The following is a 12,686-nucleotide window of genomic DNA, read 5'->3' as shown; positions in this document are numbered from 1 at the left end:
GCGGGACGCCCTCTGCCATCCCACCCCGGCCCCCGGCCAGACCCAACCTTGCCCGGGCCGGGGACACCCGCATGCCTTCGCCCGAGGCCTGCAACGAGACCGCGACGCCGTGAACACCGCCCTCACGCGATGCACGGACGATCACGCTTCCGCGCGTATCCGGCTCGGAGCGCCCCCTCGTGCTCACCCCTCCCGGTGCGCCGTATAGACGGTCGCAGTCATCGCCGCCGTCACCGGCCCCGCACCGAGGCGTTGCGTCATCCTCCGCGTGACGGCGTCCTGAATGGTCTGCGCGTCTTCGCGAACCCCCACCGTGGCACTCACCGGCGTGCCCGTGAGGAAGCCGGTGGCCACGGAAGCGGCCGACTCCGCGACGCCGTCCAGCGTGACCTCCTCGGCGCCGGCCGGGAACAACCCGGCGGCCGTGAGGTCCGCGGCGACGACGGCCGGATCGGCGTAACCGTGGGGCACGTCCGCGAGGAACGAGGGCGCGCCGTCCGGCATCGACTCTTCGAGGGCGGTCTGGAAAGCGGACCCGAAGCCGTGCGAGGCCAGCGGCCCCCAGCTGTTGAACAGGAACCGTCCGCGCGGCGCCAGAACCCTGCGCACCTCGGCGTAGGCGGCGGGCCGGTCGGGGAAGAACATCACCCCGAACTGGCACACGACGAGGTCGAACTCCCCGTCCCCGAACGGCAGTCGCTGGGCGTCCGCCTGCCGCCACACGGCCCGCGGCTCCCGTACCGACCCGGCGCCGACCATGGCCTCGTTGAGGTCGGTCGCCACCACCGAGGCCCCGGGCAGCGCGGCGAGCAGCGCCGAGGTCAACGCCCCCGTTCCGGCCGCGAGTTCCAGGATCCGGCCGGGGCGCAGCGCCGCCGCCCTCGCGGCCAGGTCCTCGGCGAAGGGCCGGAAGAAGACCGGCACCAGGTGGCGTTCGTAGGCGTCGGGCATGGACCGGGTCCACCGCCGGTTCGCGTCGTCCGTGTTCACGCGGCAGACACTAGCCGCGCCCGCCGCGGTTCCGTGTCGGCGCCACCCCTCGCTCAAAAGCGAACCCCGGCCGACGCGCGGCCGGGGTTCCTCAAGGCGGTCAGCGCTGAAGAGTGAGCAGCGCCGGCCGGTACGGCAGCCTCTCGTAGGGGGTGCCCTGCGGGACCCCGGGGGCGTACCCCTGGTAGAGGAACTGCAGGTTGCAGGGGTCGACCGTCATGGTCTGGTCGGGGTTGTTGCGGACCAGGTCACCGTGGCTGACGTCGTTGGTCCAGGTGGCACCGCTGTTGGCCTTGCCCGCGAAGGGGCTGCTCTCGCCGCCGGCCTGCTCGGTCCACCCGCCGTTGAGGTCGGTGGCGGTGAACGAGCGGAAGTAGCGCCCGTTCCCGCCCATCGCCTCGACGATCATCAGGTACTGGTTCTGGCCCTGGACCTTGTAGACCTCCGGCGCCTCGAACAGCCGCTCCTTCGTGTCCCGCAGGACCGTCGTGTACGACGAGCCGAAGCTGGCCGGGAAGTTCCCGAGCGGCATGGTCGACTTGTAGATGCTGCCGTTGTCGTCGGCGAAGAACAGGTACATGTTCTGGCCGTCGGCGATCATGGTCGGGTCGATCGGGCCGCCGACGGGGAGGCTGCCGGTGAACAGCGGCTGTGCGGCGGACCAGCTGTTGGCGTTGGTGGGGTCGCTGGACGTGCGGTAGACGAAGGTCCAGGGGGTGCCCCACCCGTTCGAGGCCAGCACCCAGATGTTCTTGGTCGAGAGGTAGAACAGCTTGGGCGCCACCGCGAGCTGGCTCATGTTGGTCTGGGTGGCCGTCGCCATGTCCGACCAGTTCGTGAAGGGACTGAACCCCGCCGAGTGCCACGACCCGTCGGAGGTGGTCCCGTAGACCAGGTGCTTGCCGTTGTACGTGACGGTGGTGAAGTCCTTCAGCGCGAGCTGGCCGTTGGCCGGCTGCGCCAGCGGGCCCGTCGAGGACCACCGGTAGGCCGACGGAAGAGCACAGGAGTTGCCCGTCCCGGACAGGCCCGTCCACTTCTGGTTGCCGCTGCCGCTGCACGACCAGAGCTGTACGGCCGTGCCGTTGGCCGTGGCGCCGCCGCTGACGTCCAGACACAGCCCGGACTGCACGGCGGTGATCGTGCCGTCGGCGTTGACCCGCCACTGCTGGTTGGCGCCGCCGTTGCAGGCCCAGATCACCACCCGGGTACCGGACGTGGCCGAACCCGGAACGTCCAGGCACTTGTTGCCGTACACGGTCAACTGGCTGCTGTCCGTCAGCGTCCACTGCTGGTTGGCCGCGCCGTTGCAGTCCCAGACCTGGAGGTTCGTGCCGTCGGTCTGGGAGGCGCCCGGTACGTCGAGACATCGGCCGGAGGCGACTGCGCGTACGGCGCCTGTGGTGGCCGCCTGGGCCGGGGCGGCGACGAGCATCGCCGCCAGTGCGGCCAGCACCGCGAGAGCGGCGGCGAGCGCTGCGGACAGATGCGTACGGCTGAAACTGCGGCTGCGCATAAGGACCTCGTCATCCTTGAGCAAGCGGCTCCGGTCAGCCCGGTCAGAGGCTGTCCGAGTGGGGGTTGTGGTGCACGGCTCAAATCGTTCGACATATCGACCAATGGTCGACGTGTCGGTCAATTGGATGATAGAGTTGTCATGATCAGCGTCAAGACTTCTCACAGGATTCGCGAACGGGAACGTTCACGAGCCGGAACCGGCCGACTTCGCGTCTCCGCAGCCGTATGAGCCGTCAGGCGCTCGCGCGGGTGACCAGGCGGGCCGGGAGGATCAGCGGGGTGGGGTCCTGGCCGTCGATCAGCGCGACGAGCATGCGGGCCGTCTCCCGCCCGAGAGCCGTGATGGGCTGGTGGACGGTGGTCAGCGGCGGGTCGGCGATCCGGGCGACGGCGAGGTCGTCGAACCCGACCACCGCGACGTCGGCGGGCACCAGGCGTCCACTCCCCCGCAGGGTGCGCAGCGCCCCTGCCGCCATGTTGTCGTTGGCGGCGAACACGCTGTCCAGGTCGGGGTGGTCGGCAAGGAGCGCGGCCATGGCAGCGGCGCCGCCGGACTCGGTGAAGTCCCCCTCCTGCGGGGGAAGCGGGGTCAGGCCGGCGGCCAGCATCGCATCCCGGTAGCCCCGGTGGCGGGCTCGCCCGGCCTCGGTGTCCAGGCGTCCGCAGATCACGGCGACCCGCGTCCGCCCCCGGGCGATCAGGTACTCGGTCGCTTCACGGGCACCGCCCACGTTGTCGACGTCCACGTACCAGCGGGGGACGGGCCCTACCGGACGTCCGCCGTACACGACGGGCAGCTCCGCCTCCTCGGCCATGCGCACCAAGGGGTCGCCCTCGCGCAGCGCCATCAGCATGACGCCGTCGACGCCGTGGGAACGCAGCAGCGCCGCCACCCGTTCACGGCCCCGTCCTGAGGCGGCCAGACACAGCATCAGATGCAGGTCCGCCTCCTCCAGCGCGGCCGACGCCCCCACGATCACCTGGGCGAAGAAGGGGTCCGCGAAGATCGACGGGTCCTCTCCCGAGACGACCAGGGCAGCCGCTCCCGTCTGCCGGGTGGCCAGCGCCCGGGCGCGCGGATTGGGGACGTAACCGAGTTGCCTGACGGCCCGTTCGACCGCCTGACGCTTGACGCGGCTGACGTACGGGGCGTCGTTGAGGACGCGGGAGGCCACGGAGCGGGAGACTCCCGCGAGTTCGGCCACCGCTTCGAGCGTCGGCCGGCGGCGGGCTCCGTCTGCTGCCATGAACCGTGGACCTCCTGTGACTGGAAGCGCTTCCAGAAACAGGACTGTAGAACCTGGTCCCCGGCCGTGTGAAGGGTGCGTCGTACGTTCACTCTTGACAGTCCCCACGGCTCCCCACACGATATCCACCACACCCGGATGGCCCTGACGCCGCTGGGAACGCTTCCATTTGGGAGCGCTCCCACACCACGTCGCCGGTCGTCCCGGGGGTCGTCCCGCCGGAGAGCCGCCGGCATCGAGGGACGTGTACCGCCGCACTTCCTCACTGCGCCGCCCGTCCTGGACGAGGGCGGGCGGCGCTCCCCCACCTGGAAACCGAGGTACATCCATGCGCCGAAAGCTCCGCGCCCTGACGGCGGCTCTGCTCGCCCTGCCGCTGGCGCTCGCCGTCGCTCCGTCCGGCCACGCGGCGGGCCCGGCCCTGAAAGCCAACGGGTTCTACGTGGACCCCAACTCCAGCGCGAAGCAGTGGGTCACCGCCAACCCCAACGACGGCCGCGCCTCCGCCATCAACAACTCCCTCGCCAACACCCCCGCAGCCCGCTGGTTCGGCTCCTGGAGCGGCTCCATCGGCACCGCAGCGGGCTCGTACGCGGGGGCGGCGGCGAACGCGAACAAGCTGCCGATCATGGTCGCCTACAACGTCTACAACCGGGACTACTGCGGCGGCCACTCCGCAGGCGGGGCCTCCTCGCCCTCCGCCTACTCGACCTGGGTCTCCCAGTTCGCCGGCGGGATCGGGAGCCGCCAGGCCGTCGTGATCCTCGAACCGGACTCCCTCGGCGACTACGGCTGCATGAACCAGGCGCAGATCACCGAGCGCCAGAACATGCTGACCGGGGCGCTCTCCACGTTCAGCCGCCAGGCCCCCAACGCGTGGGTCTACCTCGACTCCGGCAACCCGGGCTGGGCCGACGCCGGCACGATGGCCCAGCGCCTGAACAACGCCGGCCTGCGCCAGGCCCACGGCTTCTCCCTCAACATCTCCAACTACTTCACCACCGCCGAGAACACCAACTACGGCAACGCCGTCAACCGTGAACTCAGCGCCCGCTACGGCTACACCAAGCCGTTCGTCGTCGACACCAGCCGCAACGGCAACGGCTCCAACGGCCAGTGGTGCAACCCCTCCGGCCGCAAGATCGGCACCCCCACCCAGATGGGCGGCGGCGCCGAGATGCTCCTGTGGATCAAGACCCCCGGCGAGTCGGACGGCAACTGCGGCGTGGGAAGCGGCTCTTCGGCGGGCCAGTTCCTCCCCGAGGTCGCCTACAAGATGATCTACGGCTACTGACCCGGAGACGGCCGTGGCCCGGCACGCCCGCACCGCGTGACCGGGCCACGGCGCACCTGTCCGTACGTCAGGAACCGCCCGCTGATCAGCAGCTCACGCCAGGACGACGCGCATGCCGCCCTCCGCCAGGGCGTCGAGGAGTCCGGCGAACCATCGTTCCCAGACGGGCCGCACAGCGGCGGGAACGGGAGTGAAGGAGTCTTCGTCGAGTTCGAGGTCGATCAGATCCGCCCCGGAGGCGGACGGGCGCTAGGCGGTGATCCTGCCCCACAGCGGGCGTTCGGTGAGCGGCTCGCCCCGGTCGTCCCGGATCTCCAGAGCGGCTTGGTCCAGGTCCAGCGCCCGCCGGGTGCCCTTCGACAGCGCCGCCCGCAGTTGATCGCCCGGGGTGAGCCCCCGCAGAACGAGCGGGGGCGCGGACCGCTCGGGCGGCAGGATGCGGGTGAACTCCCGGCAGGAGCCCAGCCATCGCTGCCCGTCGTGCACCAGGACGCGGCCCCTGTACCCCTCGGGCGGACCTTCGCAGTCGTCCACGCCGGTGAGGACGAGGCTGTCCGTCCCCCCGAACCGGCCCAGGCTCTCCGCGTCCTCCAGAAGCCACGGTTCGCTCGCGTCGTCGTCCGGCACGAGCCACACCCGGTTGCCGACCCAGCCCCGCACCTCCGCTCGGGGAACCCAGCCGAACAGCCCATAGGTCCCGCGCCGGGGTTCCCCGAACAGCCCTTCCGCCTCGCCGCAGGTTCCCCGGACGTGTCCGCTCCCCGTCCCGGTCAGCGCGTACCGGGCACGCCCGGCGTGATTCCCGTCCTCGTGCACGGTCGGATCATGCCGGGGCCGGGCCCCGACGGCGAAGGCTTTTCTCCCGCGGCCTCCCGGCTCAAGGACGTCCGGCGGGGAGCCGTACGGTGAACGTCGTCGCTCCCGGGCGGCTTTCGAGGGTGACGTCTCCCCCGTGGGCCTGGGCCAGCGCCGCGACGATCGACAGGCCGAGCCCCGTGCCGCCCTGGGCGTCCTCGGTGCGGTGGCGTTCTCCGTGGGTGAAGCGTTCGAAGACGCGGGGACGCATGTCCTCGGGGATGCCGGGGCCGTCGTCGTGGACCGTGAGGAGCGTCCGAGTGCCGTCGGTGGTCAGAGAGACGGTGACCGTGGTGCCGGGGGGCGTGTGCAGGCGGGCGTTGGCCAGGAGGTTCGCGGGGATCTGGTGGAGGCGGTGGGCGTCGCCGGTCACGGTGACCGGTTCCTCGGGGAGTTCGAGGGCCCAGCGGTGTCCGGGCCCGGCGGCCTGGGCGTCCGTGACGGCGTCCAGGACGAGCCGGGTGAGGTCGACGGGGTGGTGTTCGAGGGGGCGGCCGGCGTCGAGGCGGGCGAGCAGGAGCAGGTCGTCGACCATCTCCCCCATGCGGGCGGCCTCGGCCTCGATGCGCTCCAGGGCCCGCGTCACCTCCGGCGGGACCGGTCCCGGGTGCAGCAGTGCGAGTTCCGCGTGGCCGCGTACGGAGGCGACCGGGGTGCGCAGTTCGTGGCTGGCGTCGGCGGCGAAGCCGCGCAGCCGCTCCTGGCTCGCGTGCCGTTCGCTCAGCGCGTTCTCGACGTGGCGCAGCATGGTGGCGAAGGCGGCGGCGAGCCGTCCGACCTCGCTGCGCGGGTCCGCCTCGGGCGGGCGCGGCCACCGGTCCGTCTCGCCGCCGGCCAGCGGGAGTTCGCTGACCCGGGTGGCGGTGGCGGCGACCTTGCCGAGCGGTCGCAGCGACCAGCGCACCCACAGGGCGCCCGCGACTCCGGCGGCGGCGAGGGCGGCGCCGAAGACGACGGCGCAGACGAGTTCGAGGCGGTGGACGGCGGCCTCGACGGGCTCGGTCGGCAGTCCGGTGACCAGGACGTCGCCGTCCCGGCCCGCGCTCGCCAGCATCCGGTAGCCGCCCAGCGCCGACAGGCCGACGGTGTGTCCCCGGCCGTCGGCGGGCAGGCCGGCGAGGTCGCGCAGGTCGCGCGCGCCGAGGGTGACGGTGCGGGTGCCGCCGCCGGAGGCGACCACGGCGGCGTGGGTGACAGCCCCGTCGACCAGGCGGGCGCCGAAGGTCCCGGCGGGCTGGAGGCGGGTGTCGCCGTCCTCGTCGCCGTCGTGGTCCGAGGGAGAGGTGCCCCCGTGTTCCAGGCTCGCCGGGAACCGCGCGCCCGCGTCGCGCAGTTGCTGGTCGAGGCGGCCGGTGAGGAAGCCGCCCAGTTCCAGGACGGCGGCGACGCCCACGGCCGCGCAACTGATCGCGAGGAGGACGACGAGCCCGGCGGTGAGGCGGGCGCGCAGGGTGCGCGGCCAGGACGGGCGCCGTCTCACGGAGCCACCGGTTTGAGGACGTATCCGGCGCCGCGCACCGTGTGGATCATGGGCGGGCGGCCCGCGTCGACCTTCTTGCGCAGGTAGGAGATGTACAGCTCGACGACGTGGGCCTGGCCGCCGAAGTCGTAGGACCACACGCGGTCCATGATCTGCGCCTTGCTGAGCACCCGGCGCGGATTGTGCATGAGCAGCCGCAGCAGCGCGAACTCCGTCGGGGACAGCTCGACGAGGTCGCCGCCGCGCGTGACCTCGCGGGCCTCCTCGTCCATGACGAGGTCGCCGACGGTCAGGCGCGGCCCGTCCTCCCGCTGGCGGGCCATGCCGGCCCGGCGCAGCAGTCCGCGCAGCCGGGCGACGACCTCGTCGAGGCTGAAGGGTTTCGTCACGTAGTCGTCGCCGCCGGCCGTGATCCCGGCGATGCGGTCCTCGACGGCGTCGCGCGCGGTGAGGAACAGCACGCACACGTCGGGCCGCACGGTGTGCAGGTCGCGCAGGACGGCGAAGCCGTCGGCGTCGGGGAGCATGACGTCCAGGACGACGGCGTCCGGCAGCAGCGCGCGGGCCTGTGCGGCGGCCGAGGCGGCGTCGCCCGCCGTACGGACCTCCCATCCCTCGTAGCGCAGGGCGCCGCTCAGGACCTCCGCGAGGTCGGGGTCGTCGTCGACGACGAGGACGCGCAGCGGGGTGCCGTCGGGGCGGGTCAGGGCGGGGCGGCCGAAGCCCCGGGAGCGGGAAGTGTTCATCTCGCCCTCCAGGATGCGCCCTCGGCGCCGCCCGTGCCTCAGCCGGTTCCTCTGAGTTCGCTCTGAGTCCCCGGCCGCCGCCGGCCCGTCCGGCCTGGGTTCCTTGCCCGTGGAGGGGCGCCGCTCAGAGCGGACGCAGAGGTCGGGCCGCGAGGGTGGCACCCGGACGGCCCCGAGCCGTACGGACCGGCGGAAGGATCCAGGATGACGACGGTGTACCCACGGCACAGGACGGCCCCCCGGATCTCCCCCGCCGGCCCCGTTCTCGCCGCCCTGTGGGCCGGGGCCGCCGCCGTGCTCGCCCTGTGGTGGCAGGACACCGGCCCGGTCGTCGGAGCGGCGGGCTGGCTGACAGGGGCGGGCCGGATCGCGGGCCTGCTGTGCGGGTACGGCTGTGCCGTCCTCGTCGGCCTGATGGCGCGCGTCCCGCTCCTGGAGCGGCGGGTCGGCACGGACCGGGTGTCGCGCTGGCACGCGATGGCGGGCCGCCTCACGGTGTCCCTGCTGGTGGCGCACATCGTGCTGATCCTGCCCGGGTACGCCGCCCAGGACGGCATCCCGCTGGTCCAGGAGACGATCACGGTGGTGCTGAACTACCCGGAGATGCTCAAGGCCACCGCCGGGGCGGCCGTCCTCGTCGCGGTCGGCGTCGTCTCGGCGCGGGCGGTGCGGCGCCGGGTCGGCCACGAGTTCTGGTACGTCACCCACCTGCTGACGTACGCCGCCGTGTTCCTGTCCTTCGGCCACCAGCTCGCCCTGGGCGCCGACTTCGTCGGCCACCGTCCCGCGCAGATCGCCTGGTACCTGCTGTACGGGGGTGTCGCGGCGCTGGTGGTGTGGTTCCGGGTCCTCACTCCCGTACGGCTCAACCTGCGCCACCGGCTGCGCGTCGACTCGGTGCGCCCCGAGGCGCCCGGCGTGCACTCGGTCCTCGTCCGGGGCCGGCGGCTGGACGAACTGGGCGCGCTGCCGGGCCAGTTCCTGCGCTGGCGGTTTCTGACCGGGGGGCTGCGCTGGACGTCCACGCCGTACTCCCTGTCGGCGCCGCCGCGCCCGGAGCTGCTGCGGATCACCGTCAAGGCGCTCGGCGACCACAGCGCGGCCGTCGCGCGGCTGCGGCCCGGGACCCGGGTGTGGGCGGAGGGCCCCTACGGCGCGATGACCGCCGGCCGGGGGACCTCGCCGAGGTCGCTGCTCGTCGCGGGCGGTGTCGGCGTCACCCCGCTGCGGGCCCTGTTCGAGACGCTGCCCGGCGAGGTCACCTTCCTGTACCGCGCCCGCACGGCCGAAGACCTGGCGCTGCGCGGCGAGTTGGAGGAGATCGCGCGGTGGCGTGGCGCGCGGGTGCTGTACGCGCTGGACGGGCCGGACGGCCGGCGCCCCGACCTGTCGGCGCCCGCCCTGATCGCGGCCGTGCCCGGTCTGGCCGGCCACGACGTGTACCTGTGCGGGCCGCACGGTTTCGCCCAGGACCTGTACGAGGCGCTGCGGGCCGCCGGGGTCCCCGACCGCCGTATCCACCACGAGTCGTTCGAACTGTGAGGCCGCCGTGCATCCGCTGAGAAGGCGTCACCCCCTGCGCCGTGTGGTCCTGACGAGCGCAGCGACCGTGTCCGGGCTGGTCCTGCTGCTGTCCCTGAAGCCGCACACGACGCCGGGCGCCGCCGCTGCCCGGGCCGTTCCTCTGCCGTCCACCACGACGGGCACGGCCACCGGCGCCCCGGCGCCGACCCGTTACGGGCCCGTCCAGGTCCGGGTCACCGTCAGCGCCGGACGCATCACCGGCGTGACCGTCCTGGCCCACCCGGACGGCAACCCCCGCGACGAGCAGATCAACGCGTACGCCGTCCCCCTGCTCACCCGGGAGACGCTGACCGCGCAGAGCGCCCGCGTCGACACGGTCTCCGGGGCCACCTACACCAGCGGGGGCTACCGCCGGTCCCTCCAGTCGGCGCTGGACTCCCTGGCCGGCTGATCCGCGGACCAGGGCCGGTCGGCCCGGGGGAAGGGGCCGACGGAACCTGGTGCGGGAGGGTCCCGCGGAACGAGGCTCGGCGGCGTCGTGAACGATCTCGCGGAAAGTGGTGCCATGGCGAAGGCATATCTGGTGGGCGGTGGAATCGCGGCGCTGGCCGCCGCGACGTACCTGATCCGGGACGGCGGCTTCGCCGGGCCGGACATCCAGGTGTTCGAGCAGCAGCGGCTACTCGGCGGGAGTCTGGACGCGGGCGGCACGCCGGCGACCGGTTACTCGATGCGCGGCGGGCGGATGTTCGAGGCGGAGTTCCGCTGTACGTACGACCTGCTGTCCGGGATACCCACGCTCGACGATCCCTCGGTCAGCGTGACGGAGGAGATCCTGGCCGGGCACGAGGAGTTCGCGTGGGACGACGTGGCCCGGCTCGTCGACGGGGACGGCCAGGTGCTCGACCCGGCCTCGATGGGGTTCGGCGAGCGGGACCGGCTGGAGCTGGTGCGGTGTCTGGCCACGCCCGAGGGGCGCCTGGACGACAAGCGGATCACCGACTGTTTCGGCGAGCACTTCTTCACCACCTCGTTCTGGCTGATGTGGTGCACGACGTTCGCCTTCCAGCCCTGGCACAGCGCGGTCGAGTTCCGCCGCTACCTGCTGCGGTTCGTGCACCTGTTCCCCGAGTTCGCGTCCATGGCGGGCATCCACCGCACCCGCCGCCACCAGTACGACTCCCTCGTCCGGCCGCTCACCGCGTGGCTCGGCGAGCAGGGCGTCACCGTGCACACGGGCTGCCGGGTCACCGACCTCGGGTTCGCGCCGGGCGTGCGCAGCGGCACGGTGGACGCGATCCACCTGAGCCGGCACGGCCGTACGGAGCGGATCGCGGTGGCCCCCGAGGACCTGGTGTTCGTCACCAACGGGTCGATGACCGACGCCTCCAGCCTCGGTACGCACACCTCGGCGCCGCCGCCCGCGCCGGAGCGTTCGGACGCCTGGCTGCTGTGGCACCGGCTGGCCCGGGGCCGGGAGAACTTCGGGCGGCCCGCCGTCTTCGACAAGCACGTCAAGGACTCCCGCTGGGAGTCGTTCACGGTCACCTCGAAGGGCACCGACTTCCTGGAGGCGTTCGAGAAGTTCAGCGGCCGGCCGGCGGGCCGGGGCGGGCTGATGACCTTCACCGCGTCGAACTGGCTGCTCAGCGTCGTCGTCCACCGCCAGCCCGTCTACCGCGACCAGCCCGAGGACACCACCGTCTGGTGGGGCTACGCCCTGTTCCCCGGCCGGGCCGGCAACCACACCCCCAAGCCGATGACGATGTGCACGGGCCAGGAGATCCTCGACGAGGTCCTGCACCACCTGCCGTTCGACGCCGGCACCCGCGAGCGGATCCTCGCCACCTCCACGGTCGTCCCCTGCGTGATGCCGTACATCACCAGCCAGTTCCTGGTCCGCCGACACGGGGACCGGCCCGAGGTCGTCCCCGAGGGCTCGGTCAACCTCGCCTTCATCGGCCAGTTCGCCGAGGTCCCCGACGACGTCGTCTTCACGGTCGAGTACTCGGTGCGCACGGCGTGGACGGCGGTGTCGCGCCTGCTGAACCTGGAGAGCCGGCCGCCGAAGGTCTACAAGGGGCACCACGACCCGCGTGTCCTGGCCGCCGCGCTGGAGACCATGCACCGGCGGTGACGAACAGCCGGTCCGGGCACGGGCCCGGACCGGCTGTTCTTGTCTTTCCCTCACGCCGGTTCGGGCACCACCGCGACGGCGCAGGAGCTGTGGTGCAGGACGGCGTGGGCGACGCGCCCGAGCTGGAGGCCGAGGTGGCCCGGGTGCCTGCGGGCGCCCACGACCAGGAGGTCGGCCCCGTGGGAGGCGGCCAGCAGGACCGTGCGGGCGGGGCCCTCGGCGGTGCGCCGGTTCACGGTCGCGGGCGCGTTCTTCAGCGCCCGGTCCAGGGCTTCGACCGCGTGCTGTTCGTGCAGCCGGGCCGGTTCCCCGGCGAGCAGCGGGTGGTCGGTGGACTCGCGGGCCGGGCAGCGCCAGGCGCGTACGGCGTCCAGGGTGGCGTGCCGCAGCCGTGCTTCCTGGACGGCGAAGTCCAGGGCCGCTTCTCGCTCGCCGATGCCGACGACCACCCGTCTCTGCGGGTCGTGGTCGCCGCGTACGACGATCACCGGACAGGCGGCGCGGGCGGCGACGGCCAGGCTGACCGAGCCGAGCAGCAGTTCCGCCAGCCCGCCGCGCCCCCGGGTGCCGACCACCAGGAGGGACGCGTCGCGGCCCTCGCGGATCAGCGCGTACTCGGGTTCCTCGGGCAGGACGTCGAGGGAGACCTCAAGGCCGGGCCCGCGCAGCGTCGCCCGCTGTTCGGCCGTGCGCAGGATGTCCTCGGCAGTGACCCGTTCGGCGGGCCTGCCGAGGTTCTCTGCGAGGGAGGAGCCTTCGTAGCGCTCCCACAGTGAGGCGTGGACCAACCGCAGCGGGGCGCCGCGCAAAGCGGCTTCGTCGGCCGCGAAGTCGACGGCACGCAGGCTGGATTCGGAGCCGTCCACACCGACGACGACCGGAGGTGTCATCGCCC

At 72.8% G+C, this 12,686-nt stretch carries 10 protein-coding genes and 1 pseudogene; 4 read left to right on the top strand and 7 right to left on the bottom strand.

The window, feature by feature from the left end:
- Positions 1-183 precede the first annotated feature (183 nt).
- From J8M50_RS47300 to J8M50_RS47290, 3 genes are all read right to left on the bottom strand, one after another.
- A complete protein-coding gene (locus J8M50_RS47300; RefSeq protein WP_040838370.1) occupies positions 184-951 on the bottom strand; it encodes a class I SAM-dependent methyltransferase in 768 nt (255 codons plus the stop codon).
- 139 nt (positions 952-1,090) lie between these two features.
- Positions 1,091-2,506, bottom strand: coding sequence for a non-reducing end alpha-L-arabinofuranosidase family hydrolase (locus J8M50_RS47295; RefSeq protein WP_010359476.1), 1,416 nt, complete (start codon positions 2,504-2,506; stop codon positions 1,091-1,093).
- Between the two features lie 235 nt (positions 2,507-2,741).
- A complete protein-coding gene (locus tag J8M50_RS47290) occupies positions 2,742-3,755 on the bottom strand; it encodes a LacI family DNA-binding transcriptional regulator (protein WP_010359474.1) in 1,014 nt (337 codons plus the stop codon).
- A gap of 328 nt (positions 3,756-4,083) precedes the next feature.
- Here J8M50_RS47290 and J8M50_RS47285 point away from each other — a divergent pair, with 328 nt between their 5' ends.
- Complete coding sequence (locus tag J8M50_RS47285) at positions 4,084-5,049, top strand: glycoside hydrolase family 6 protein (RefSeq protein ID WP_010359473.1); 966 nt, start codon at positions 4,084-4,086, stop codon at positions 5,047-5,049.
- Between the two features lie 141 nt (positions 5,050-5,190).
- Here J8M50_RS47285 and J8M50_RS47280 read toward each other — a convergent pair.
- From J8M50_RS47280 to J8M50_RS47270, 3 genes and pseudogenes are all read right to left on the bottom strand, one after another.
- Positions 5,191-5,865: pseudogene (locus tag J8M50_RS47280) on the bottom strand (barstar family protein); the annotation flags it as partial.
- A 61-nt stretch (positions 5,866-5,926) separates the two neighbouring features.
- Positions 5,927-7,384 (bottom strand): sensor histidine kinase, encoded by a 1,458-nt coding sequence (locus tag J8M50_RS47275; protein WP_010359471.1) that lies wholly within the window; start codon positions 7,382-7,384, stop codon positions 5,927-5,929.
- The gene (locus J8M50_RS47270) at positions 7,381-8,130 is read right to left on the bottom strand and encodes a response regulator transcription factor (protein WP_010359470.1); all 750 of its coding nucleotides are present in this window, start codon (positions 8,128-8,130) and stop codon (positions 7,381-7,383) included. The genes J8M50_RS47275 and J8M50_RS47270 overlap by 4 nt, the downstream gene beginning before the upstream one ends.
- A gap of 204 nt (positions 8,131-8,334) precedes the next feature.
- Here J8M50_RS47270 and J8M50_RS47265 point away from each other — a divergent pair, with 204 nt between their 5' ends.
- From J8M50_RS47265 to J8M50_RS47255, 3 genes are all read left to right on the top strand, one after another.
- Entirely contained in the window at positions 8,335-9,672 is a 1,338-nt protein-coding gene (locus J8M50_RS47265; protein ID WP_010359469.1) for a ferredoxin reductase family protein, read from the top strand.
- Positions 9,673-9,715: 43 nt separating this feature from the next.
- A complete protein-coding gene (locus tag J8M50_RS47260) occupies positions 9,716-10,105 on the top strand; it encodes an FMN-binding protein (protein ID WP_010359468.1) in 390 nt (129 codons plus the stop codon).
- A gap of 114 nt (positions 10,106-10,219) precedes the next feature.
- On the top strand, positions 10,220-11,791 hold the full coding sequence (locus J8M50_RS47255; RefSeq protein WP_010359467.1) for an oleate hydratase: 1,572 nt from the start codon (positions 10,220-10,222) through the stop codon (positions 11,789-11,791).
- Positions 11,792-11,841: 50 nt separating this feature from the next.
- Here the strand turns inward: J8M50_RS47255 and J8M50_RS47250 are convergent, their stop codons facing one another.
- Positions 11,842-12,681, bottom strand: coding sequence for a universal stress protein (locus J8M50_RS47250; protein ID WP_010359466.1), 840 nt, complete (start codon positions 12,679-12,681; stop codon positions 11,842-11,844).
- Positions 12,682-12,686 lie beyond the last annotated feature (5 nt).

The organism is Streptomyces acidiscabies (assembly GCF_020010905.1).
GTDB classification, from domain to species: Bacteria; Actinomycetota; Actinomycetes; order Streptomycetales; family Streptomycetaceae; genus Streptomyces; species Streptomyces acidiscabies.
This window is presented reverse-complemented; position numbering and strand designations above follow the sequence as displayed.

What these genes read in the sequence shown, in the direction of transcription:
- J8M50_RS47300 (WP_040838370.1), bottom strand. Translation starts at nt 951, where the DNA reads ATGCCCGACGCCTACGAACGCCACCTGGTGCCGGTCTTCTTCCGGCCC.
- J8M50_RS47295 (WP_010359476.1), bottom strand. Translation starts at nt 2,506, where the DNA reads ATGCGCAGCCGCAGTTTCAGCCGTACGCATCTGTCCGCAGCGCTCGCC.
- J8M50_RS47290 (WP_010359474.1), bottom strand. Translation starts at nt 3,755, where the DNA reads ATGGCAGCAGACGGAGCCCGCCGCCGGCCGACGCTCGAAGCGGTGGCC.
- J8M50_RS47285 (WP_010359473.1), top strand. Translation starts at nt 4,084, where the DNA reads ATGCGCCGAAAGCTCCGCGCCCTGACGGCGGCTCTGCTCGCCCTGCCG.
- J8M50_RS47270 (WP_010359470.1), bottom strand. Translation starts at nt 8,130, where the DNA reads ATGAACACTTCCCGCTCCCGGGGCTTCGGCCGCCCCGCCCTGACCCGC.
- J8M50_RS47265 (WP_010359469.1), top strand. Translation starts at nt 8,335, where the DNA reads ATGACGACGGTGTACCCACGGCACAGGACGGCCCCCCGGATCTCCCCC.
- J8M50_RS47255 (WP_010359467.1), top strand. Translation starts at nt 10,220, where the DNA reads ATGGCGAAGGCATATCTGGTGGGCGGTGGAATCGCGGCGCTGGCCGCC.
- J8M50_RS47250 (WP_010359466.1), bottom strand. Translation starts at nt 12,681, where the DNA reads ATGACACCTCCGGTCGTCGTCGGTGTGGACGGCTCCGAATCCAGCCTG.